The 21,541-nt window shown below is 70.9% G+C and carries 18 protein-coding genes; 9 read left to right on the top strand and 9 right to left on the bottom strand.

Going from position 1 to position 21,541, the window contains the following annotated elements; genetic code table 11:
- Positions 1-8: 8 nt before the first annotated feature.
- Positions 9-1,046, top strand: a complete 1,038-nt coding sequence (locus ABEB06_RS37075) for a PHP domain-containing protein (RefSeq protein WP_345701344.1) — start codon at positions 9-11, stop codon at positions 1,044-1,046.
- A gap of 132 nt (positions 1,047-1,178) precedes the next feature.
- Positions 1,179-1,667 carry a hypothetical protein gene (locus ABEB06_RS37070; protein ID WP_345701343.1) on the top strand — a complete coding sequence of 163 codons (489 nt, stop codon included), beginning with the start codon at positions 1,179-1,181 and terminating at the stop codon, positions 1,665-1,667.
- An 82-nt stretch (positions 1,668-1,749) separates the two neighbouring features.
- Here ABEB06_RS37070 and ABEB06_RS37065 read toward each other — a convergent pair whose 3' ends face one another.
- Together ABEB06_RS37065 and ABEB06_RS37060 are read right to left on the bottom strand one after the other, a co-directional pair.
- On the bottom strand, positions 1,750-1,905 hold the full coding sequence (locus ABEB06_RS37065) for a hypothetical protein (protein WP_345701342.1): 156 nt from the start codon (positions 1,903-1,905) through the stop codon (positions 1,750-1,752).
- A gap of 383 nt (positions 1,906-2,288) precedes the next feature.
- Positions 2,289-2,966: an STAS domain-containing protein gene (locus ABEB06_RS37060; protein WP_345701341.1), complete on the bottom strand. Its 678-nt coding sequence runs from the start codon at positions 2,964-2,966 to the stop codon at positions 2,289-2,291.
- Between the two features lie 175 nt (positions 2,967-3,141).
- Here ABEB06_RS37060 and ABEB06_RS37055 point away from each other — a divergent pair, with 175 nt between their 5' ends.
- Complete coding sequence (locus ABEB06_RS37055; RefSeq protein WP_345701340.1) at positions 3,142-3,492, top strand: helix-turn-helix transcriptional regulator; 351 nt, start codon at positions 3,142-3,144, stop codon at positions 3,490-3,492.
- Between the two features lie 286 nt (positions 3,493-3,778).
- Here the strand turns inward: ABEB06_RS37055 and ABEB06_RS37050 are convergent, their stop codons facing one another.
- Genes ABEB06_RS37050 through ABEB06_RS37030 form a run of 5 tightly spaced genes read right to left on the bottom strand, consistent with a single transcriptional unit; the run spans position 3,779 to position 9,545 of the window.
- The gene (locus ABEB06_RS37050; protein WP_345701339.1) at positions 3,779-4,546 is read right to left on the bottom strand and encodes a 3-oxoacyl-ACP reductase; all 768 of its coding nucleotides are present in this window, start codon (positions 4,544-4,546) and stop codon (positions 3,779-3,781) included.
- Between the two features lie 5 nt (positions 4,547-4,551).
- Positions 4,552-5,913 carry an aldehyde dehydrogenase family protein gene (locus ABEB06_RS37045; RefSeq protein ID WP_345701338.1) on the bottom strand — a complete coding sequence of 454 codons (1,362 nt, stop codon included), beginning with the start codon at positions 5,911-5,913 and terminating at the stop codon, positions 4,552-4,554.
- Complete coding sequence (locus tag ABEB06_RS37040) at positions 5,906-6,622, bottom strand: gamma-glutamyl-gamma-aminobutyrate hydrolase family protein (RefSeq protein ID WP_345701337.1); 717 nt, start codon at positions 6,620-6,622, stop codon at positions 5,906-5,908. The genes ABEB06_RS37045 and ABEB06_RS37040 overlap by 8 nt, the downstream gene beginning before the upstream one ends.
- The gene (locus ABEB06_RS37035) at positions 6,619-7,977 is read right to left on the bottom strand and encodes a glutamine synthetase family protein (RefSeq protein WP_345701336.1); all 1,359 of its coding nucleotides are present in this window, start codon (positions 7,975-7,977) and stop codon (positions 6,619-6,621) included. The genes ABEB06_RS37040 and ABEB06_RS37035 overlap by 4 nt, the downstream gene beginning before the upstream one ends.
- The gene (locus tag ABEB06_RS37030; protein WP_345701335.1) at positions 7,974-9,545 is read right to left on the bottom strand and encodes an amino acid permease; all 1,572 of its coding nucleotides are present in this window, start codon (positions 9,543-9,545) and stop codon (positions 7,974-7,976) included. The genes ABEB06_RS37035 and ABEB06_RS37030 overlap by 4 nt, the downstream gene beginning before the upstream one ends.
- 198 nt (positions 9,546-9,743) lie before the next feature.
- Between ABEB06_RS37030 and ABEB06_RS37025 the strand changes: the two genes are divergently transcribed.
- Positions 9,744-10,490 carry a FadR/GntR family transcriptional regulator gene (locus ABEB06_RS37025; RefSeq protein WP_345701334.1) on the top strand — a complete coding sequence of 249 codons (747 nt, stop codon included), beginning with the start codon at positions 9,744-9,746 and terminating at the stop codon, positions 10,488-10,490.
- 15 nt (positions 10,491-10,505) lie between these two features.
- On the opposite strand, the gene ABEB06_RS37020 is transcribed toward ABEB06_RS37025, so the two are convergent.
- Positions 10,506-11,753 carry a haloacid dehalogenase-like hydrolase gene (locus ABEB06_RS37020; protein ID WP_345701333.1) on the bottom strand — a complete coding sequence of 416 codons (1,248 nt, stop codon included), beginning with the start codon at positions 11,751-11,753 and terminating at the stop codon, positions 10,506-10,508.
- Positions 11,754-12,101: 348 nt separating this feature from the next.
- Here ABEB06_RS37020 and ABEB06_RS37015 point away from each other — a divergent pair, with 348 nt between their 5' ends.
- Positions 12,102-13,160 (top strand): 2-aminoethylphosphonate ABC transporter substrate-binding protein, encoded by a 1,059-nt coding sequence (locus tag ABEB06_RS37015; RefSeq protein WP_345701332.1) that lies wholly within the window; start codon positions 12,102-12,104, stop codon positions 13,158-13,160.
- A gap of 216 nt (positions 13,161-13,376) precedes the next feature.
- Positions 13,377-13,739 (top strand): hypothetical protein, encoded by a 363-nt coding sequence (locus ABEB06_RS37010; RefSeq protein ID WP_345701331.1) that lies wholly within the window; start codon positions 13,377-13,379, stop codon positions 13,737-13,739.
- Here the strand turns inward: ABEB06_RS37010 and ABEB06_RS37005 are convergent.
- Positions 13,713-14,459 (bottom strand): FadR/GntR family transcriptional regulator, encoded by a 747-nt coding sequence (locus ABEB06_RS37005; RefSeq protein ID WP_345701330.1) that lies wholly within the window; start codon positions 14,457-14,459, stop codon positions 13,713-13,715. The genes ABEB06_RS37010 and ABEB06_RS37005 overlap by 27 nt on opposite strands.
- A 512-nt stretch (positions 14,460-14,971) precedes the next feature.
- On the opposite strand from ABEB06_RS37005, the gene ABEB06_RS37000 reads away from it, so the two are divergent.
- From ABEB06_RS37000 to ABEB06_RS36990, 3 genes are all read left to right on the top strand, one after another.
- Positions 14,972-17,071 (top strand): phosphocholine-specific phospholipase C, encoded by a 2,100-nt coding sequence (locus ABEB06_RS37000; RefSeq protein WP_345701329.1) that lies wholly within the window; start codon positions 14,972-14,974, stop codon positions 17,069-17,071.
- A gap of 481 nt (positions 17,072-17,552) precedes the next feature.
- Positions 17,553-20,348 (top strand): SpoIIE family protein phosphatase, encoded by a 2,796-nt coding sequence (locus tag ABEB06_RS36995; RefSeq protein ID WP_345701328.1) that lies wholly within the window; start codon positions 17,553-17,555, stop codon positions 20,346-20,348.
- A 10-nt stretch (positions 20,349-20,358) separates the two neighbouring features.
- On the top strand, positions 20,359-21,510 hold the full coding sequence (locus ABEB06_RS36990; RefSeq protein WP_345701327.1) for an ABC transporter substrate-binding protein: 1,152 nt from the start codon (positions 20,359-20,361) through the stop codon (positions 21,508-21,510).
- Positions 21,511-21,541: the final 31 nt, after the last annotated feature.

Genomic DNA, 21,541 nt, shown 5'->3' with positions numbered 1-21,541 from the left:
TCCGAGCGATGGACCCGGTCGAGGCGCTGCGGCGGATCGCCTTCCTGCTGGAGTGGCGCGGCGCCTCCCCCTATCGGGTGCGGGCCTTCCACACCGCCGCCGAGGCCGCCCGCGCGCTGCCACCCGGCCCGGTGGACGCGGCCTCGGCACAGCGGCTGAAAGGCGTCGGGCCGGTCACCGCGGAGGTGATCGCCCAGGCCTCGGCCGCAGCGGTGCCGGCCTACCTCGCCCGACTGGAGGCCGAGGCCGGGCCGGCCGCCCGCCGGGCCTGGGACCTGGCGGGCGCGGCCACGGGTGACTGCCACGTGCACTCCGACTGGTCGGACGGCGGCAGCCCGATCGAGGAGATGGCCGAGGCGGCGCGGGCGCTGGGACACCGGTGGGCCGTCCTGACCGACCACTCGCCCCGGCTGACGATCGCCCACGGCCTGAGCCCCGAGCGGCTGCGGCACCAGCTGGACGCGGTCGCCGCGCTCAACGCCGGGCTGGACCCCGGATTCCGCCTGCTGACCGGCATCGAGTGCGACATCCTCGACGACGGCTCGCTCGACCAGGAGGACGACCTCCTCGGCCGGCTCGACGTCGTGGTCGCCTCGGTGCACTCCAAGCTGCGATCCGACCCCGGGCCGATGACCGCCCGGATGGTGGGCGCGGTCCGCAACCCGCACACCGACGTCCTCGGGCACTGCACCGGCCGCATCGTCACCGGCCGCGGCCGGCCGCAGTCGCAGTTCGACGCCGACGCGGTGTTCCGGGCCTGCGCGGACGCCGGAACGGCCGTGGAGATCAACTGCCGGCCCGAGCGCCGCGACCCGCCCGACGACCTGCTCCTCCGGGCGGCCGAGGCGGGCTGCCTGTTCGCCGTCGACACCGACGCGCACGCCCCCGACCAGCTGTCCTGGCACTCCTCCGGCTACGCCCGCGCCGCCCGAGCCGGCCTCGGACCCGACCGGCTGGTCACCACCTGGCCGACCGAGACCCTCCTCGGCTGGACCCGGAGGGCGGCCGACCGCCAGGGACTGTCCGACCGCCGGTACGGAACGTGACCGAGGTCATTACGACGCTGCCGGTCCGCCGCCTACACTGGGTGGCCACCAGCGGGGCAACGCGGCTCCGCGCAGATGCGCTCGCACCCGAACGACCGTTGGGCGAGCCCGCTCCGCGAGGGACCGACCGCCGTGTCCACCGACCTCACCCCTGTCATCGCCGCCTCCGCCCGCTGGCTGCTGGCCGCCTACCCGCCACCCGCCGGGGCGCTCAACCGGGCCCTCGCCGAGACCCAGGCCCGCCAGGCCACCGCCCTCGCGGCCGCACTGCGCTTCCCCACCGCCCTGGACGTCGAGCTGCTCCACCTCCTGTCCCCCGGGGGGTCCCACGGGCTGGACGGGCTCACCGGCCACGATCCGCAGCCCGACGACACCGCCTGGCGGACCTGGGTCGACGAGACGGTCGTCAGCTGGGCCGCCTGCTTCCTCGCCGACCCCTCCCTCGCGGCCCGGGCCAACCGGCCCGACCACGGCGACCTGCGACGCCTCACCGTCCCCGGGCCCCGTGACAGCGAAGCCGCCGCGCTGCTGCGCCACCCCGACCTGCTCGAAGGCGTCGCCGCACTCCACCGCACCGAGCTGCTGGAGCTCCTGAGCGCCGAGGACGCGACACTGGCGTAGGGGCGCGGCGGCAGCCCTCGAAAGCTCGGACCTCCGCCGGGCGAAGGCCCCGATGGGACGGCGACCGCACCGGATCCGTCCCTCACGCCTCGATCGGGTCGAAGCCGAGCATCCACTCCAGTGCCAGTGCCACGCCGCGGGCGAAGTCACGGTCGGCGGCCGGACACCGGCTGTCCCGGGCCCGTTCGATCGCGGCACGCTCCTCGATCGCCAGGTCCAGCTCCGTCGGCACGCCCACGACCCTCCACCCGGTCACGGGCGCCGGACCGACCGGATCCAGCGCCCACCCGCACGCCGCGAGCGCCCCGCGGGCGTCGTCGGCGCCGGACCGGGAGCACCTCCGTGCCAGCTCGGCCGCGCCGGCCTCGACCGCCGCACGCGGCCGGACAGCGATGAACGACGTCGCCAATACCGCTTCAGACACCGACTCCACCTCGCGATTCGTCGGAGCGACGACTTCCGCCGACCACCGCCGGCGTCCTCGCCCCAGGGCTCAGGTCCCCGAACGCACGGTGCGCTTCGGCCTCCTGACAGATCCTTCCAGCCTCGGGCAGGCAGCCCGGTTTCTCCAGCAGCGCTGCTCCACCCGGGCGGCCGCGCCCTCCCGCCGCCGTCGGTGGTTCACGTACGCGGTGCGGACGGGCGCGGGTACCGGACGGCGTCCTCGGTGGTGGCGCAGCTGGGGAACAGCGCGGTCGTGCCGGTGAGCTCCAGCACCCGTACCGTGACCCGCGAGGGGGCGACGAGCACCAGCGGGATCCCGGTGTCGACCGCGCGGCCACGGGCGGTCAGCATCACGTTGAGGCCAGTGGAGGTGAGCAGCTCCACCCGGGCCATGTCGACGGCGAGCAGGTCCGGACGGTGCTCCAGGGCTGTGGCCAGCGCCCGCGCCGCCACGGGCCCGCTGTCCAGGGTCATGTCACCGCTGAACGAGCACACCAGGGCGCCGCCCACCCGCACGGTCTCCGACCTCAGACAGGTCGACCCGCCGTCCTGCTCGATCCGCGGCACCGGCGCCGGCGGGGGCACCCGGGTGGCGGGCGTCGCATCCGCCGCCTCCAGCGGCTCGGCCGCCAGCCGTAGCAGGACCTGCCACAGGTCCACGGCCTGCGCGCGCAGGGAAACGACGGCCGGACTTCCCGCCTCGACCGCGGTGAGGTACGCGTCGATGCCGGTGACGGCGTGGAACACCTGACGGCGCAGCGGCTCGACCCGGCCGGGATCCGGACCGTGTTCGACGGGCACGCCGATCCGCTCGGCCAGCACGGTCCGGAGCCGCTCCAGTCCTTCCCTGCTCATCGGATCCACGTGCAACACCATCTCCAGACGAGGGGGCACCGCACCGGAGGAACGCTGCGGAAGCGATGCGGTGGCGGTCCCTCCACTGTTCGCCCGTTCGCCGGACGTGTCAACCATTGCACGAATTCATTGTCGTGTTTTGATCGTCGTGCGACGCAGGTCCTATCGTGAGGGCATGGAGAACGGTACGGCGGTCGAGCGGCAGTGGACCTTCCTCACCAACCACGCCCGCGTGCTGGTGCAGATCGCCCGCGACCCCGGCATCCGCGTACGCGACATCGCCGCCCTCTGCCTGCTGACCGAGCGCGCCGTCCAACGCATCATCACCGACCTCGAACAGGCCGGGTACCTGAGCCACGAGCGCCGCGGCCGCACCAACCACTACAGCGTCATCACCAGCAAGCAGCTGCGCCACCCCGCCGACGCCGGCCCCACCGTCTCCGAACTCCTCGCCACCCTCCTGCGCCAGGACCCTCCGAAGGACCCCGCCGCCCCGGACCCCGCCCCCGGCACCGCCGGGCAGTGACCCACCCCACCCGCGCCGGCAGCGCGGGCTGGAGAAGCACGGACCGCAGCCTTTCCGCCCCTTCCCGGACACCACGACGTGCCCAAGACCGGCCTCGAAGGGTGCGGTGCGGATGGGGTGAGCTCCTGGTCCTGCGACGGTAGCGCCGCCGCGCTGCCACTCCCCCACGGGACTGCCGGGCAGCCCCATTGAGCGACAGTGCGGCGGCCGATGCCTGCCGATCCGGCCCGCCGGTCTCGGAACGGCCCGTCCGAGGGGAGGGGCGGGTCAGGGATCCGGCGGCAGCCTATTCCGGGGTGACGTACGCCCCGGAGATGCCGCCGTCGACCAGGAAGGTGTTGGCGGTCATGAACGAGGAGTCGTCGCTGGCGAGGAAGGCGACGGCGGCGGCGATCTCCTCCGGCTCGGCGAACCGGCCGAGCGGGATGTGCACCAGGCGGCGCGCGGCCCGCTCCGGGTCCTTGGCGAACAGCTCCTGCAGCAGCGGGGTGTTGACCGGCCCCGGGCACAGCGCGTTCACCCGGATGCCCTGCCGGGCGAACTCCACGCCGAGCTCGCGCGACATCGCCAGCACGCCGCCCTTGGAGGCGGAGTAGGAGATCTGCGAGGTGGCGGCGCCCATCACCGCGACGAACGACGCGGTGTTGATGATGGAGCCCTTGCCCTGGCGCTGCATGTGCGGGATCGCGTACTTGCAGCCGAGGAAGACGCTGGTCAGGTTGACCTCCTGCACCTTGCGCCAGGCGGCCAGGTCGGTGGAGAGGATGGAGTCGTCCTCGGGCGGCGAGATGCCCGCGTTGTTGAACACGATGTCCAGGCTGCCGAGTTCGGCCACCACCGTGTCGTACATCGCCTTCACGGCGTCCTCGTCGGTGATGTTCAGCTGGATGAACATCCCGTCGACCTCGGCGGCGGCGGCCTTGCCGGACGTCTCGTCCAGATCGACGCAGACCACCTTGGCGCCCTCGGCGGCGAAGCGCCGCGCGGTGGCCAGGCCGATGCCGCTGCCCGCACCGGTGATGACGGCCACCCGGCCCTCGAGTCGCTCGGTCATGATGCTCACTCCTCGGTAGAGATGAAAACGTTCTTGATGTCGGTGAAAGCGTGCAGGGCATCCGGACCCAGCTCACGACCCAGCCCGGACTGCTTGAACCCGCCGAACGGCGCCCAGTACCGCACCGACGAGTGCGAGTTGACCGACAGGTTCCCCGCCTCCACCGCCCGCGCCACCCGCAACGCCCGGCCCACGTCACGGGTCCAGATCGAACCCGACAGGCCGTACTCCGTGTCATTCGCGATCCGCACCGCATCACCCTCGCCACGGAACGGCACCACACTCACCACCGGGCCGAAGATCTCCTCGGTGAACGCCCGCTCCCGGTGCGACGCGTGGGTCAACACCGTCGGCGGGAACCAGAAACCCGGACCGTCCGGCACACTCCCCTGGAAGACCGGATCCGTCACGAAACCGGCCACCCGCTCCCGGTGCGCGGCCGAGATCAACGGACCCACCTCGGTCTTCTCATCCATCGGATCACCCACGCGCACCCCGCGCACCGCCACCTCCAGGCGCTGCACGAACTCCTCGTACACCGACGCCTCGACCAGGATCCTGGAGCGCGCGCAGCAGTCCTGCCCCGCGTTGTCGAACACCGCGTACGGGGCGCTCGCCGCCGCCTTCTCCACATCGGCGTCGGCGAACACGATGTTGGCGCTCTTGCCGCCGAGTTCCAGGGTGACCGGCTTCACCTGCGCCGCGCACCCGGCCATGATCGCCTTGCCGACGGCGGTGGACCCGGTGAACACCACCTTCCGCACATCCGGATGGGTCACGAACCGCTGCCCCACCACCGTGCCGCGCCCGGGCAGGACCTGCAGCACCCCCTCCGGCAGCCCCGCCCGCAGCGCGAGCTCACCCAGCCGCAGCGCGGTCAGCGGAGTCAACTCGGCCGGCTTCACGACCACCGTGTTGCCCGCCGCCAGCGCCGGGGCGAAGGCCCAGGCCGCGATCGGCATCGGGAAGTTCCACGGCACGATCACACCCACCACGCCCAGCGGCTCGTGGAAAGTCACGTCCAACCCGCCCGCCACCGGGATCTGCCGGCCGAACAACCGCTCCGGCGCCCCCGCGTAGTACTCGATCACATCGCGGGCGTTCCCCGCCTCCCAGCGGGCGTTGCCGATGGTGTGGCCCGCATTGGCCACCTCCAGCGCCGCCAAGTGCTCACGATCGGCATCCACGGCCGCCGCGAACGCCCGCAGCAGCCGCGCCCGATCACCCGGAGCAACCCGCCGCCAGCCCTCGAACGCCGCCTTCGCCCGCGCGATCGCCGCATCGGTCGCGGCCTCGTCCGCCAGCTCGACGGTCGCGATCACCTCCTCCGTCGCCGGATTGACCACCTCGAACAGGTCCTCAGCCACAACTAACCTTCCGTTCTTGCGAGTCGAGGTTCCGGACGGCTGCCGCCGTCAGAGCCTCGAAGAGTCGAAGGTCCGACAGGTCGGTCTCCGGGTGCCACTGCACACCCAGGGCGAACCCGCGTCCGCTCCGTTCCACGGCCTCGACCACGCCGTCCGCGCTCCACGCGGTGGCGTGCAGGCCCAGACCCAGTCGACCGATCGCCTGGTGGTGGTAGCAGTTGACCTGGACGTCCGCACCGAGGATGGATGCGATCCGGCTGCCGTCCGCGGTCCGCACTTCGGTCTTGACGAACACACCCGGCGGGTCCTGGTGGCTGCCGTCCGGCAGGTGCTGCACCAGGTCGCCGCCGAGCGCCACGTTCAGCACCTGCATCCCGCGGCACACCCCCAGGACGGGAAGGCCCGCTTCGAGGGCCGCCCGCAGCAGCGCCAGCTCCCAGGTGTCGCGGGCGTGCTGCGGCGCACCGGTGCGGGGGTGCGGCTCGGCGCCGTAGCGCGCCGGATCGACATCGGCACCGCCCGCCACCACCAGCCCGTCCAGCACCTCGACCAGTCGGCCGATCTCCCCCTGCGGGGGCAGCAGCACGGCGGTGCCACCGGCCCGTTCGACCGCCTCGACGTAGCTCTCCGGGAGCAGTGCGGCACCCTGCTCCCACACGCTCCACCGGGCCGGCTCCCGGTAGGTGGTGATTCCGATCAGCGGCTTCACAGGCGCTCGAACCCCCGACGGCGCTCCCAGTCGGTGATGGCGGCGTCGTACGCGGCGAGTTCGGTCCGCCCGGCGTGGACGTAGTGACCCACCACGTCCTTGCCGAACGCCTCGGCGGCAGCAGAGCTCTGCTCGAACAACTCCACCGCGTCGCGCAGGGTGGCCGGGACCCGGGGCGCGTCGCTGGCGTAGGCGTTGCCGGTGAACTCCGGCTCCAGCTCAAGCTGCTGCTCGACGCCGTGCAGGCCGGCGGCGATCAGCGCGGCGACCGCGAGGTACGGGTTGACGTCGCCGCCGGGCACCCGGTTCTCGAACCGCAGCGACGGCCCGTGGCCGACGACGCGCAGGGCGCAGGTGCGGTTGTCGCGCCCCCAGGCGATGGCGGTGGGGGCGAAGCTCCCGGCGACGAAGCGCTTGTAGGAGTTGATGTTCGGCGCCAGCAGCAGCGAGAACTCCGCCAGGCAGGCCAACTGCCCCGCCAGGAAGTGCTCCATCGTCCGCGAGAAGCCGTTCGGGCCCTCCCCCGCCATCACCGGCCGGCCGGCGTCGTCGCGCAGGCTGAGGTGGATGTGGCAGGAGTTGCCCTCGCGCTCGTTGTACTTCGCCATGAAGGTCAGGCTGTAACCCTCCTGGTCCGCGATCTCCTTCGCACCCGTCTTGTAGACCGCGTGGTTGTCGCAGGTGCGCAGGGCGTCGGCGTACTTGAACGCGATCTCGTGCTGGCCGAGGTTGCACTCGCCCTTCGCGGACTCCACGATCAGTCCGGCGCCGGCCATCTCGTTGCGCAGGCGGCGCAGCAGCGGCTCGATGCGGGCGGTGCCGATGATGGAGTAGTCGACGTTGTACTGGTTGACCGGGGTGAGGGCCTGGTAGTTCTTGTCCCAGGCCTGCTCGTAGGTGTCCTTGAAGACGATGAACTCGAGCTCGGTTCCGGCGTAGGCGTGCCAGCCGTAGGCGGCGAGGCGGTCGAGCTGCCGCTTGAGGATCTGGCGGGGCGAGACGGCGACGGGCTTGCCGTCGTGGTGGACCATGTCGCACTGGACCATCGCCGTCGCCGGCTGCCACGGCACCCTGCGCAGGGTGGAGAAGTCCGGCACGAACACCAGGTCGCCGTAACCGCTCTCCCAGGACGAGACCTCGTAGCCGTCCACGGTGTTCATGTCGATGTCCACGGCCAGCAGGTAGCCACACCCCTCGGCCGCATGCGGGACCACATCACTCAGGAAGTAGTCGGCGGCGATCCGCTTGCCCTGCAAACGGCCCTGCATGTCCGTCATCGCGAGGACCACCGTGTCGACGGTGCCGGCGGCGATCTCTGCAGTGAGCTGCTCGAGCGACAGCTGTGCACTGCTCATCCGAGGGTCTCCATTTCGGTGGTCGCTGCGGGAACGGTGTCAGCGGCTTCATGGGTACGGGGGCCGGTGAACCAGCGGCGGGCGGAGAGCAGCCACCAGGCGGCGGCGAAGCCGATCACGACGGTGATGGCGACCGAGGTGTAGTTGAAGCTCTTCGCGGTGATCGGGCTGACCGTGGGGAGCATGAAGAGCACGGTGATCAGACCGGTCCAGACGACGGCGACGGCGCCGATCAGCTTGCTCCAGCGGCCGAGGTTCCACGGTCCGACCTGGAACGCGTCTCCCTGACGGAGCCTCAGGTAGACCGGGATAACGTAGGAGAGGTACAGGCCGATGACCGACACCGAGGTGACCGCGGCGAAGGCGGTGGTGTTCCACAGCGCGGGCAGGCCCAACAGGAACGCGCCGCCGGTGGCCAGCCAGATCGCGTTGGTCGGGGTCTGGGTGCGCTCGTCGATCCGGTGCCAGATCTTGGAGCCGGGCAGTGCGCCGTCCCGCGAGAAGGCGTAGATCATGCGGGAGTTGGCGGTGACCGAGGCCATGCCGCAGAAGAACTGCGCGCCGATCACGATCAGCAGCAGGAACTTGGCGCCGGAGGTGCCGATGGCGTCGATGAAGATCTGTGCGGGCGGGACGCCGGTGGAGGAGGTGAGTGCTCCGTCGTAGTTCTGGATGGCGAAGGTCAGGCCCAGCAGCAGCACCCAGCCCGCCACGATGGAGACCACGATGGCGTTGACGATGCCCTTGGGGCCCGAGCGGGCGGCGTCCTTGGTCTCCTCGGTCATGTGCGCGGAGGCGTCGTACCCGGTCAGCGTGTACTGGGCGAGCAGCAGGCCGAGCAGGCCGACGTACAGGGAGTTGCGGAAGCCGGTCTCGTTGACGAAGTGTCCGAAGACGAAGGAGGCCGAGGCGTGGTGGCTGGGCAGCAGCGCCAGCGCGCCGACGATGACCAGGACGCCGACCAGGTGCCACCAGACGCTGACGGTGTTGAAGAGGGCGACCAGGCGCACCCCGAAGCTGTTCAGCAGACCGTGGAGGGCCAGGATCACCGCGAAGATCTCCACCGTGTGCGGGGTGGTGGCGGCGAAGCCGAACTGGAGGTCGAGCAGGGCGTTGGTGAAGCTCGCGGCGCCGTAGTCGACGCTGGCGGTCACCGCGACCTGGCCCATGAAGTTGAACCAGCCGGTGAACCAGCTCCACGCGGGGGCGTTGCCCCGGGCCAGCTTGGCCGCCCAGTAGTACAGGCCGCCGGCGGTCGGGTAGGCGGAGCAGATCTCGGCCATCGCCAGGCCGACGCAGAGCGTCATCAGGCCGACCAGCGGCCAGCCCCAGGTGATCAGCGCGGGGCCACCGGTCACCATGCCGAAGCCGTAGAGGGTGAGACAGCCGGACAGGACGGAGACGATGGAGAAGGACACCGCGAAGTTGGAGAAGCTCGAGAGCGAGCGGGCGAGCTCCTGGGTGTAGCCGAGCTGCCGCAGGCGTTCCTCGTCACTGCCGGCGGTGGGGGTTACGGCGTGCAGGTTGGATGCTGCAGGATGGGTGACGTGCGTGTCGTCGGGAGACATGTGCGCCCCTTGGGTTCGGTGGGGGATCCGAAATGTGCGCCAGCGGCGCCTCGGCACTTAATGGCCCGAGACCAGACCATTTACGCGATGTGCGCATGCTTTCGCCTCGGCCGCTCCGACGTCAAGCCCCCTGGCCGAAGTGCCGCCAGGTCACCTGGGGCCCTTCCCAAAGGTCTGGCCGTGAGTACGATTCCTCCCGTGGAACACGAAGCCGGCCGCGATCCGTGGATGGACTGGCAGGGCGGGGCGATCTTCCGCCCCGTCCGGACCGGCAACGCCTTCGAGGAGACCGTCGAGCGGATCCTGGAAGCCGTCAAACTCGGCGTCTTCGGCTACGGCGACCGGCTGCCCGCCGAACGCGACCTGGCCGTCCGCCTCAACGTCAGCCGGGATACCCTGCGCGAGGCGATCCGTTCGCTCCAGGCCGCCGGCTGCGTGGAGTCCCGGCGCGGCCGCTACGGCGGCAGCTTCGTCACCTACCGCCCGCCCGTCCCCGACCTCGCGGACCTGCGACGGGCCGTGCAGGACATGGGAAGCGAGCTGGAGGACGCGCTGACCTACCGCATGGTGCTGGAGAGCGGCGCATCGGAGCTGGCCGCCCGACGCCGGCTGAGTGCCGAGCAGCGCGCCTATCTCACGCGGCGGCACGAGGAGCTGGAGGACGCCGGCCCCGAGGAGTACCGCCGGCTCGACTCCCGCTTCCACCTGGCGATCGCCGAGCTCACCAGTTCGCCTTCACTCGCCGTCGGCATCGCCGCGAGCCGGATGCGCCTGAACGACCTGCTCAATGCCATTCCGATCCTGGAACGCAACATCGAGCACGCCTCGCACCAGCACCGCGCCATGGTCGAGGCGATCCTCTCCGGCGACGCCCTCGCCGCCCGCCGCGCCACCGCGGAGCACCTGGAGGCCACGGCCGCCCTGCTCCGCGGCTTCCTGGGCTGAGCGCACCCCCGGCCGTCAGTGGACGGTGTCCAGCTGGTCCGGGACGACCCGCCCGCCGTCGGTGGTGACCGGCCCCGAGGAGCCGTCGGGGTTGGTGAACGCGCTGGTGGAGCAGGGGTAGGGCTTGGTGAGGGCGGCCTTGGGCGAGATGAACATCGGGTTGACGATCCACTTGCCGTCGGCGTTGTCGTAGGCGTTGCACATCAGCTCGGCCTTGTTGCGGTTGATGACCAGGCGGAGCTCCGTGGCGTCGCGCAGGAACGACACGTCGGTGTTGGAGTCGCCGGCCGCGAACGCCTGCCGGCGGTTCACCGGCTGGATGTCGAAGGCCTTGGCCGACGGCACCTTGAGGATCCGTTCGTTGATGACGCAGCGCTTGCCGTCGATGTACGGGATGGTGTCGTCGTCGCCGCCGCACCCGGCCAGGGCGGCGGTCAGCTTCCCGTTCTCCTGCCTGGTCCGGACGCCGATCACGTGGTCGGCCGGCAGATCGACGCCGGCGGCCCAGACCTGGACCACGTCCTCCTGGGACGCCGAAGTGATCCACACGTCGAAACCGGACCTGCCGAGCGCGCGGATCAGGTCCTTCTGCTGGTCGTAGTAGCGGATCCAGCCGGTCACCCGGTGCGTGCCCACGGTCTGCTCGGCCCCGACCGGCGCGTCGAGGTTCTCCTGCCGCGCCCGGGAGGCGAAGTCCTTCACCTCGTCGGGGGTGTAGCCGGCGAGCAGCTGCGCGGCCCAGGCGTAGGCGGGCTCCGTCCGGCGGCGGTTCCAGCCCGCGAAGGCGTCCTGTCCGGAGGTCGTCCTGGCGTCGGAGTAGACCGAGAGGATCTCGTCGGCGCAGGCGGTGTCGGTGCTGGTCGGCAGCGCGGACCCGGCCGGGGCGGCCGTCCCGCAGGCGGACGCGAGCGCGGCGGCGGCCGCCGGGGTGAGCAGGGAGCTGGTGGTCGTCCAGTCCCCGCCCGCCGGCTGGCGGACCTTGTCGTGCCGCAGGAGCCAGAACGTGGTGGCGTCTCCCACGTCGTTCTTGACGACGGTGTTGTCCCAGTCGAAGACGGCCACGGGATGCGGGCCCTTCTTCCCGCAGTGCCCGTCACGGTCGAGCAGGGTCTGGAGCCTGGAGGCGTTGTCGCCGTACCAGGCCAGGTCGGTGTCGAGCCTGCCGCACGGGGAGGTGCTGGCCTCGGCCTCGGTCGTGGCACATCCGGACAGCGTGGAGGCCACCGTTCCGGCAAGCACGATGGCTGCGATCTTCGTCTTCATCGTCCTGGTCCTTCGGGGAGGGGCGCGAGCCCCGGGCAGGGAATGGTCGCTCTCGACTGGAGCTTCTATGGGCCAGCAACTTACCATTGAGCGAACCGATCAGAAAGCTTCCGGACGCCACCGTTCCGCCGGGCAGCTCCGCGACCCGAGGCGTCGGTCGAGCCGAACGCACCTCAATGCAAGCTGAGTTGAGCGCTCCAGAAGGACCCTGCTAGCTTTTGCGCTCGATCGCGCGCCCCGCTCGCCAAGCGATCACCATCAAACCGCGCACCCCACGGACACTGACTCAATGATTCAGTAACAGTCCTTTTGTGCGCGCCTCGCCACTTCCGAAGGAGAACCCTGCCCATGGTGTCGACGCACGGCAGGAGACGCGCCGCCGGCGCTCTCCTCCCTCTCCTGGTGGTGTCGTCCGCGGGCTGCGAGCAACAGGCGCAGGCCGAGGAGGTCGTGGTGGCGAGCGCGAGCGGCCTCAGCAACAAGGACGGCACCGGGTTCTACGACAGGGCCTTCCGCGCCTTCACCGAGCAGACCGGGATCAGGGTGCGGTACTCCGAAGCCGGATCGGGTGAGATCGTCCAGCAGTTGGAGAGCCGGAAGAACGCTCCCCGGACGGACCTCGTCGTGGTCCTTCCGCCGTTCTCCCAGCACGCCGCCGAAGAGGGCCTGCTGGACGTCTACCGCCCGAAGGGCGCGGCGGACATGGACGTCGCGGACCGCGCACCGGACGGGTACTGGACCGCGATCGTCAACACCTACCTGTGCTTCATCCACAACCGCGACAAGGTGAAGGAACCGCCGAAGACCTGGGCCGACCTGCTCAGTCCGAAGTACCGCGGCAAGGTCCAGTACTCCACGCCGGGCGTCGCCGGCGACGGAACGGCCGTCCTCATCAAGGCGATCCACGACTTCGGCGGCGAGCAGCCCGCTCTCGAGTACTTGAAGGATCTCCAGGTCAACAATGCAGGCCCGTCGGGCTCCACCGGGAAGCTCGCCGACAAGGTCGACTCCGGAGAGATCTGGATCGCCAACGGGGACGTCCAGATGAACGTCTCACGGATGGCCGCGCTGCCGAACCAGGGCATCTTCTTCCTCGCCCCCAACGGCCGGACCAAGCCCACCACCCTGGCCGTCCCGTACACCGCCGGCGTCGTGAAGGGCGCACCGCACGGAATGGCGGCCCGCAGGCTGGTCGACTTCCTGCTGTCGCACGACGTCCAGCAGACCGTCAGCAGCACCAGCGCCGGGCTGCCGATCCGCGACGACGTGGAGGACACCAGCGCCAACTCCAAGACGCTGAAGGACCTCATGGCGGGTGTCGAGGTCTTCGTGCCCGACTGGTCGATGGTCGACCGCCGCTTCGAGGACAACGTCAACGCCTGGAAGGCCGCCACCGGAATCCGGTGACCGCGCGGCCGGCCACCGGATTCATTGACAGTCCGCGGAATCCGCCACAGACTCTTCGCACCCGAAGACGCCGAAGGCCGCACTCGGCGGCATCGACCGGCCTTCTTGCCGATGCCGCGACACCTGGGGTGATGCACCGTGACCCGTGTCGAAGAGCCCAACCGCTTTCCTCGGCCCAGATCCGCCGATCCGCCGTCGGCGCGCTGGCCCGGTGCCGTGGTCCGCCCCGGGAACCCGCGGTTCGAGCAGTCCGCGAAGGACTGGCTGTTCGACCTGGCGCCCACCCGGTGGCGGCACGAGCAGATCTTCCACCGCAACCCGCTCGAACTGGCCCGCGCGCTCCGGCTGTTCCTGGATGCCGATGTCCTCGCCATGCAGGCCGGCCTCAGCGCCCTGAGCAGTTCACCGGCAGGTGCCCGGCACCATCGCGACGACGACACGGCGATCGGCGTCTGCATCCGGGAGCAGTCCTGGGCCGCGGCCGTCCGCGAGCAGGTCCGGCTGGTCCAGGAGGCCCTCCTCGCCGTCCGCACGGGCGGGAGGCCCCGGCGGTCAGGACAGGAAGCCCGCCAGCAGTGAGGCGGTGGCATCGAGGTGTTCCTGCGTCGCCCGGCGCGCGCCCTCCGGATCGCCCGTGAGGATCGCGGACACCATCGCCCGGTGCTGGGCGGCGGAGTGCGCGATGTTGGCCTCCAGCATGGGGATGGCGTCCAGCAGGTCGTTCAGCCGGATCCGGGTGTCCGCGACGCTGGCGGTCAGCGAGGTGGAGCCGGTCAACTCGGCGATGGCGAGGTGGAACCGCGAGTCGGCCTGGCGGTACTCGTCGAGGTCCGCCTGCTCGGCCTCGACCAGGCGCCGCTGCAGGTACGCCCGCTGCTCGCCGCTGAGGTCGCGCTGGGCCGCGAACGCCGCGGCGCCCGGCTCCAGCACCGTCCGGAAGGCCAGGACGTCGTTCAGCTCCGCACCCATGTCCTTGACCAGGCGGCGCGCGTCCTCGACGTCGACCGCGAGCGTCGGCCGGTAGGTCACGAAGGCGCCGCCGTACCGGCCGCGGCGCGACTCGATGTAACCGGCCTCCCGGAGGGAGCTCAGCGCCTCGCGCAGGGTCACTCGGCTGACGTTCAACCGCGCGGCCAGGTCGCGCTCGGCGGGCAGGCGGTCACCGCGGGCGAACACGCCGAGTTTGATCGCGTGGAGGACCCGCTCGACGGTCTCCTCGTACGCGTTCCCGTTGCGGACAGGCCGAAGCACGATGCCTTCCGTGCCACCGGTTTCGTCCTGCCAAGGCCGTTCGCTCACGCGGGGATGATACCCCGGGCCGCGGGCACGCCGAGGGCGGCGACCGGTGTACGGACGATGCGGTCGCCGAGCCCGCCGCACAGCGGCCGGGCGGTGCCCGAGCCCCCTTCACCATGCTTGACTCTGCAAACATTTTGGCGTGAAGAAGCAGATTCAAGCAGTCGATGACCAGCTTGCGACATCCAGGCGAAGCGGTCAAGCCCTACCGACAGGTAGGCGACTCACATCATCAAAGGATCACATTCGATCCATTAAAGGTTGAGACACGGTCGGCGCAGGCCCGTTGACGGGCCGGGTCACCCATGGTGTGATCTGTGCCCATCAGTGAGTCCGACCCTCACCGATGCGCTTCGCCGACCCGAGCCCACGCCTCGTCGGCACCTCTCAATCCGGCAGATCCCGGACCATTAGCGGCTCCCGACCCCCGACTGATCACCAGGCAGTCGGCACACTGCACCGCCTCGGGATGCCGACAGCCCCCACACCCTCGGTCATCTGGGAGACAGACCCCCATGTCGCCTGTCACACGCCGCACCTTCCTCGGCTCGGCCGTCGCCGCCGGCGCCCTCCTCGCCGTCGACCCGCTGCCCGGCGGGCCGGGCAGCCCCACGCCCGCCGCCGCGGAGACGCTCGGCACCTCCGGCACCATCGCGGACGTCCACCACGTGGTGATCCTGATGCAGGAGAACCGATCCTTCGACCACTACTTCGGGACCCTCAACGGCGTCCGCGGGTACGGAGACATCAGCGCGATCCAACTCGACGCCGCCAACACCGTCTTCAACCAGAAGAACGGCTCCGGCCGCCAGTACCCGTACGCCCTCACGCCGACGGCGACCGAGGCCCAGGCCCAGTGCGCCGCCGACCTCTCGCACTCCTGGTCGACCCAGCACTCCGCCTGGAACGGCGGGAAGATGGACTCCTGGGTGTCGGCCAAGGGCGTCGCGAGCCTCGCCCACCTGCGGCGCTCCGACATCCCGTTCCACTTCGCGCTGGCCGACAACTGGACCGTCAACGACGCCTACCACTGCTCGATCCTCAGCGCCACCGGCCCCAACCGCACCTACCACTGGAGCGGCTGGATCGACCCGAACGGCACCACCGGCTCCCCCGCGGCCAACGACGGCGGCGACGAGTCCGGCCTGAAGTGGCAGACCTACGCCGAGGCGCTGCAGGCCGCCGGCGTCAGCTGGAAGGTCTACCAGACCAACGACAACTACGGCGACAACGCGCTCGAGTACTTCACCCACTTCCAGGGCCTCACCCCGAGCAGCCCGCTCTACAAGGGCGTGGCCCGGATCCCCCAGGGCAGTTATCCGACCAGCGCCGACGCGATCGTCGCCGCCATCCGGAGCGACGTGGTGGGCGGCACGCTGCCGCAGGTGTCCTGGATCGTCACCGACCAGAACTTCTCCGAGCACCCCGCGGCCACCCCCGGCAACGGCGAGTACATCATCAACGGGGTGCTGCAAGCCCTCAACGCCGACTCCAGCGTCTTCAACTCCACCGTCCTCCTCATCAACTACGACGAGAACGACGGCTTCTTCGACCACGTCCCGCCGCCGGTCGCCCCGGCCGGCACCGCCGACGAGTTCTACTCCGGGACCAACATCGGCCTCGGCTTCCGCGTCCCGATGTTCGCGATCTCCCCTTGGAGCCGCGGCGGAAGGGTCAGCTCCGAGGCCTCCGACCACACCTCGGTCCTGCGGTTCCTGGAGGCCTGGACCACCGCCATCGGCAAGCCGGCGACCTGCCCCAACATCAGCGCGTGGCGCCGCAAGGTCTGCGGCGACCTCACCGGCATGTTCGACTTCGCCAACCCGGTCTACGGACTGCCGGCGCTGCCCACTCCCCCGGCCGCCAACCAGTACAACGGCAGCAGCTACAACTCCTCCCCCACCGGCAACGCCCAGCCCGTGCAGGAGCCCGGCACCCGCCCCGCCCGCGCACTGCCCTACCAGACCAACGCCCACCTCCAGGCGTTCACCGCCTGGGACCCCAACGGTACGGTCAAGGCCTGGATCACCATGGGCAACGGCACCGACACCGACCCGACCGTCACCCCCGCCACCAGGTCCGCCCACTTCGCCGTGTACGCCAACGACCCGACGCTGCGCGGCGGAGGCCCCTGGCAGTACACCCTCGACCCCGGCCAGAAGAATCCGGACGGCACCCCCTACAACGACTACTTCAACTGCGGCAGCGGCTACGGCGGCGGCAAGTACGACCTCGGCGTCACCGGCCCCAACCGCTTCCTGCGCCGCTTCAGGGGCGACGTCACCAAGCCCGGCGGCAAGACCGTGGTCACCTCCTACTTCGCCAAGGAGGCCGGCACCGGCAAGACCGCCATCTGGTTCACCTTCACCAACAACGGCAGCTCCCCCGTGACCTTCACCGTCACCTCCAACCACTACCGCAGCGGCAGTTGGACCTACACCGTCGCCGCGGGCTCCCACTGGGACGCGAACAACAAGGGCGACTACTTCAACAACGTCGCCTACGCCAACGGCTGGTACGACTACACCATCACCCTCGCCGAGGACCCCAGCTGGTCGCAGCGCTTCGTCGGCCACATCGAGACCGGCCAGGCGAGCATCACCGGCAGCATCTGAGCAGCGGCGGGGACGGGGGCAACGGATCCGGCAGATCCCCACCGATTCGACGCACCGTCAACTCGACCGTGCGCTGCTGAACAGGACAGCCCTCGGCGCGCCGCCCCGCGCCGAGGGCTGTCCGCGACCCGGGCGGTGTGACACGGCTCGTCGTGGCCGGCCTCTCGGAGCGAGCCCATCGCCTCACGCAGCGTGACCAGGTGGGCCTTCGTCCGCTCGGTCGGATCTCGCCGGGGCGCGGGCCCGAGCAGCGGCCCGATGCTCGACAGGTACGGCAACCGAGGGCTTCGGCTTCGTCGCCCGCGGGCGTCCCCGCTGGTCACAGCGGTGATCCGGCACCCGTCGGCGCCATCCGAAGGACCGGAACGGGCATCGTCGAGGCCTCCACGGAGGGCCACCTCCGGTGAAAACGATTTTCGACGGTCCACGCCTCTTGTCACCGACGGTGTAAATCAGTGCAAAATGACATATGGCGCGACCAATGGCCCGTCTCCAACGGTTGTGGACCAGGTCGATCGGCGCGGTCCCACCGACTTCCCGCTCACGGCGCAGTGCCGGAGGGCGGAGACCGGGATGGATCGTGCGGGTGCGCACCGATCTGGCCGCGCGCAGCGTCGCCCGCGAGTTCTTCGTCCTGCAGCTGGTCCTGGTCGTCCTCCTCGTCGCCGCCGGGGTCACGGCGATGCTGCTGCAGATCCGGCGGGACGCCATGACGGACGCCAGGCACCGCACCATCGCCGCCGCGGAGTCGTTCAGCCACTCCCCGGGGCTCGTCGCGGCACTGACCGGCCCCGATCCGACCGCGACGCTGCAACCGCTGGCCGAGGAGGCCAGGACCGCCTCCGGTGTCGACGCGATCATCGTCTACCGGCAGGACGGGATCATCCTGACCCACAGCGACCCGAACCAGATCGGCAAGTACGTCATCGGCCCCTACGCCGAGGCGGCGACGGGCACGTCGTTCACCAAGACCTTCCACGGCACCCTGGGCCCCTCCGTGATCTCCGCGGCCCCGGTGAAGGACTCGACGGGATCGGTCGTCGCCATCGTCTCCGCCCCGGTCACGGTGAGCCGGGTCCAGCTGTCGGTGAGCGAGCAGATGCCGGTCTTCCTCGGGAGCGCGGCCGGGGCACTCGCCCTGGCCGCGGGCGGGGCGTGGCTGGTGAGCCGGCGCCTGCGCCGCCAGACCCACGGGCTCGGCCCGGCCGAGATGACGCGCATGTACGAGCACCACGACGCGGTCCTCCACGCGGTGCGCGAGGGCGTCCTGATCACCGACGGCGGCGGCCGGCTGCTGCTGGCCAACGACGAGGCGCGGCGCCTCCTCGACCTTCCCGCGGACGCCGTCGGACGTACGGTCACCGAACTCGGCCTGGACGCCCGCACCGTCGACCTGCTGCTGTCGGACCGGGTCGCCACGGACGAGGTGCACCGGACCGCGGACAAGCTGCTCGCCCTGAACAAGCGCTCCACCACCCCGTTCGGCGGACAGCGCGGATCGGTGGTGACCCTGCGGGACACCACCGAGCTCCGGTCGCTGGCAGGCCGGGCCGCCCTGGCCCGTGACCGGTTGACGCTGCTCTACGACGCCGGCGTGCAGATCGGCAGCACGCTGGACGTGGTGCGCACGGCCGAGGAGCTCGCGCAGACGGCGGTGCCCCGGTTCGCCGATGCCGCCACCGTCGAACTGCTGGACCCCGTCCTGACCGGCGAGGAACCGGACGGCGCGGCCACCGAGCTGCGCCGGGCCGCCGTCGCGGGCCTGGGAGCCGGCCATCCGTTCTACCCCGCCGGGGAACTGATCCAGTTCAGACGCGGCACCCCCGTCGCCATCAGCGTCGACCAGGGCCGGCCCGTCCTGGTGACCGACCTGGCCACCGCCCGGGGCTGGCAGGCCCAGGACCCCGAACGGGGCCGGCGGATCGTCGATGCCGGATACCGCTCGCTGGCCGTCGTCCCCCTGCAGGCCCGGGGGGTGGTCCTCGGGCTGGTGGACTTCTGGAGGACCGACGACTCACCGCCGTTCGACGAGGAGGACCTCTCCTTCGCCACCGAGCTGGCGGGGCGCGCGGCCGTGGCGATCGACAACGCCCGGCGCTACACCCGCGAACACAAGATGGCCGTGACGCTCCAGCGCAGCCTGATGCCCCACGCGCTGCCGGAGCAGCGGAGCCTGGAGACCGCGTTCCGCTACCTGCCCGCCACGGCCGGCGTGGGCGGGGACTGGTTCGACGTGATCCCGCTGCCCGGCGCCCGGGTCGCCCTGGTGGTGGGCGACGTGGTGGGCCACGGCCTCCACGCCGCGGCCACGATGGGCCGGTTGCGCACCGCCGTCCACAACTTCTGCGCGCTGGACCTGCCACCGGACGACCTGCTGAGCCACCTCGACGAGTTGGTGGCGAGCATCGACGCACGGGACGGCGCGGGCCGCTCCGACAGCCGGGAGATCACCGGGGCCACCTGCCTGTGCATGATCTACGACGCCGTGTCGGGAGAGGTGACCGTCGCGACGGCCGGTCACCTGCCGCCCGCCGTGGTCCTTCCCGACGGCACGGTGGACTTCATCGAGGCGCCGGTGGCCCCTCCCCTCGGCCTGTGCGCCGGCGTGCCGATCGAGACCGTGGTCCTGGAGGTGCCGGACGGCTCCCGGCTGGTGCTGTACACCGACGGGCTGGTCGAGGACCGCCACGTGGACATGGACGTCAGCCTGGAGGCCCTGCGGACGGCCCTGGTCGGCGCCGGCCGCAGTCCCGAGGAGACCTGCGTCGCCGTGATGGAGGCGTTGCTCCCGGACAAGCCCACGGACGACATCGCCCTGCTGGTGGCGACCACCCGCCGGATCGACCCCGCGGACGTCGCGGAGTGGGACGTCCCCCGGGAGATCGAAGCGGTGGGCCCGGTCCGCCGCGCCTGTGTCCGGCAGTTGGAGGAGTGGGGGCTGGAGGACATCGCGTACGGCTCCGAACTGATCCTCAGCGAACTGATCACCAACGCCGTCCGCTACGGCAAGGAGCCGATCCACGTGCGTCTGCTGCGGGACAGCAGCCTGGTCTGCGAGGTCTCCGACGGCAGCAGCACCTCCCCGCACATCCGCCGGGCCGAGGCGACCGACGAGGGCGGCCGCGGCCTGTTCCTCGTCGCCCAGTTCGCGGACCGCTGGGGCACCCGCTACTCGCCGCGCGGAAAGACCATCTGGTCCGTCCAGTCCCTCGAAGGGAAACCGGACGAGGAGGACCTGGCGGACGCCTTCCTCAGCCAGTGGGACGACGACCTGTAGGAGGGATCCCGTGAGGGCACGCACCGTCAGCAGATGCGTTCTGCTCGGCTGCGCCGCACTGCTGGCCTTCGGCCAGACCTCCTGCGGTGGACCCACCCGGGGCACCGGACCCGTCCAGCCGTCGAAGGCGGTCACCGCCGAGGACCTGGGCGGCATGGACGCCCTGGTCCGCGCGGCGCAGGCCGAAGGAGAGCTCAACGCCATCGCCCTGCCCCCGCAATGGGCCAACGGCGTCGGCCTGGCCCAGGGCTTCGAGAAGAAGTACGGGATCCGCGTCAACCTCCAGGACCCCTACGACTCGAGCAAGGAGGAACTGGATGCCGTGAGGAGCCGGAAGGGGCGGCCGACCGCCCCCGACGTGCTCGACCTCGCCGCGCAGCACGCCCGCGGCGCCGCCCGGGAAGGACTGCTGGCGCCGTACCGGGTCGCCGGCTACGGGGACATCCCGAAGAACCAGAAGGACGCCAAGTCGCGCTGGTACAACAGCTACGGCGGCTACGTGGCCATCGGGTGCGACGCCGCCCGCGTCGCCGTCTGCCCGGTGTCCTTCAACGACCTCCTCAAGCCCGAGTACAAGGACAAGGTCAGCCTCACCGGGATCGACCCCACCAGCGCCGGGGTAGCCTTCGCGTCCGTGTTCGCCGCGTCGCTGGCCAACCACGGATCGTTCGACGACGTGCAGCCCGGCATCGACTACTTCGCGAGGCTCAACGCGCTCGGCAACCTGCGCCACGTCAACCCCAACCCGCCCGAGGAGAAGATCAAGAGCGGGGAGACGCCGATCATCATCGAGTGGGACTTCCTCAGCCTCGCCCACACCGCCCAGTTCTCCGGCACCGGCGTGAAGTGGAAGGTCTCCATCCCGTTCGACGGGAGCTTCTCCGAGTACTACGCGCAGGCGATCAACAAGGACGCCCCGCACCCGGCGGCGGCCCGCCTGTGGGAGGAGTACGTGTTCAGCGCGGAGGGCCAGAACCTGCGGCTCGTCGACTACGCCCGCCCGGTCCTGATCGACACGATGCGCAAGAACGGCACCCTGGACGAGGCCGCCGCCGCCCTGCTGCCCACCGTCGAGGGAACGCCGGTCTTCCCCTCGCCGGCGCAGGTCACCAAGGCGCAGCAGACCGTCGACGAGGGCTGGGCGAAGAGCGTCTCCGGCTGAGACCCGGCCGTACGGTCCACGGACGCATCGG

It is taken from the genome of Kitasatospora terrestris (assembly GCF_039542905.1).
Classification (GTDB): domain Bacteria; phylum Actinomycetota; class Actinomycetes; order Streptomycetales; family Streptomycetaceae; genus Kitasatospora; species Kitasatospora terrestris.
Note: the sequence above shows the minus strand (reverse complement) of the source record. Positions and strands in the feature narration are given on the sequence as shown.

What these genes read in the sequence shown, in the direction of transcription:
- ABEB06_RS37075 (WP_345701344.1), top strand. Translation starts at nt 9, where the DNA reads ATGGACCCGGTCGAGGCGCTGCGGCGGATCGCCTTCCTGCTGGAGTGG.
- ABEB06_RS37060 (WP_345701341.1), bottom strand. Translation starts at nt 2,966, where the DNA reads ATGAGCAGGGAAGGACTGGAGCGGCTCCGGACCGTGCTGGCCGAGCGG.
- ABEB06_RS37055 (WP_345701340.1), top strand. Translation starts at nt 3,142, where the DNA reads ATGGAGAACGGTACGGCGGTCGAGCGGCAGTGGACCTTCCTCACCAAC.
- ABEB06_RS37050 (WP_345701339.1), bottom strand. Translation starts at nt 4,546, where the DNA reads ATGACCGAGCGACTCGAGGGCCGGGTGGCCGTCATCACCGGTGCGGGC.
- ABEB06_RS37035 (WP_345701336.1), bottom strand. Translation starts at nt 7,977, where the DNA reads ATGAGCAGTGCACAGCTGTCGCTCGAGCAGCTCACTGCAGAGATCGCC.
- ABEB06_RS37030 (WP_345701335.1), bottom strand. Translation starts at nt 9,545, where the DNA reads ATGTCTCCCGACGACACGCACGTCACCCATCCTGCAGCATCCAACCTG.
- ABEB06_RS37020 (WP_345701333.1), bottom strand. Translation starts at nt 11,753, where the DNA reads ATGAAGACGAAGATCGCAGCCATCGTGCTTGCCGGAACGGTGGCCTCC.
- ABEB06_RS37015 (WP_345701332.1), top strand. Translation starts at nt 12,102, where the DNA reads ATGGTGTCGACGCACGGCAGGAGACGCGCCGCCGGCGCTCTCCTCCCT.
- ABEB06_RS37000 (WP_345701329.1), top strand. Translation starts at nt 14,972, where the DNA reads ATGTCGCCTGTCACACGCCGCACCTTCCTCGGCTCGGCCGTCGCCGCC.
- ABEB06_RS36995 (WP_345701328.1), top strand. Translation starts at nt 17,553, where the DNA reads ATGGCCCGTCTCCAACGGTTGTGGACCAGGTCGATCGGCGCGGTCCCA.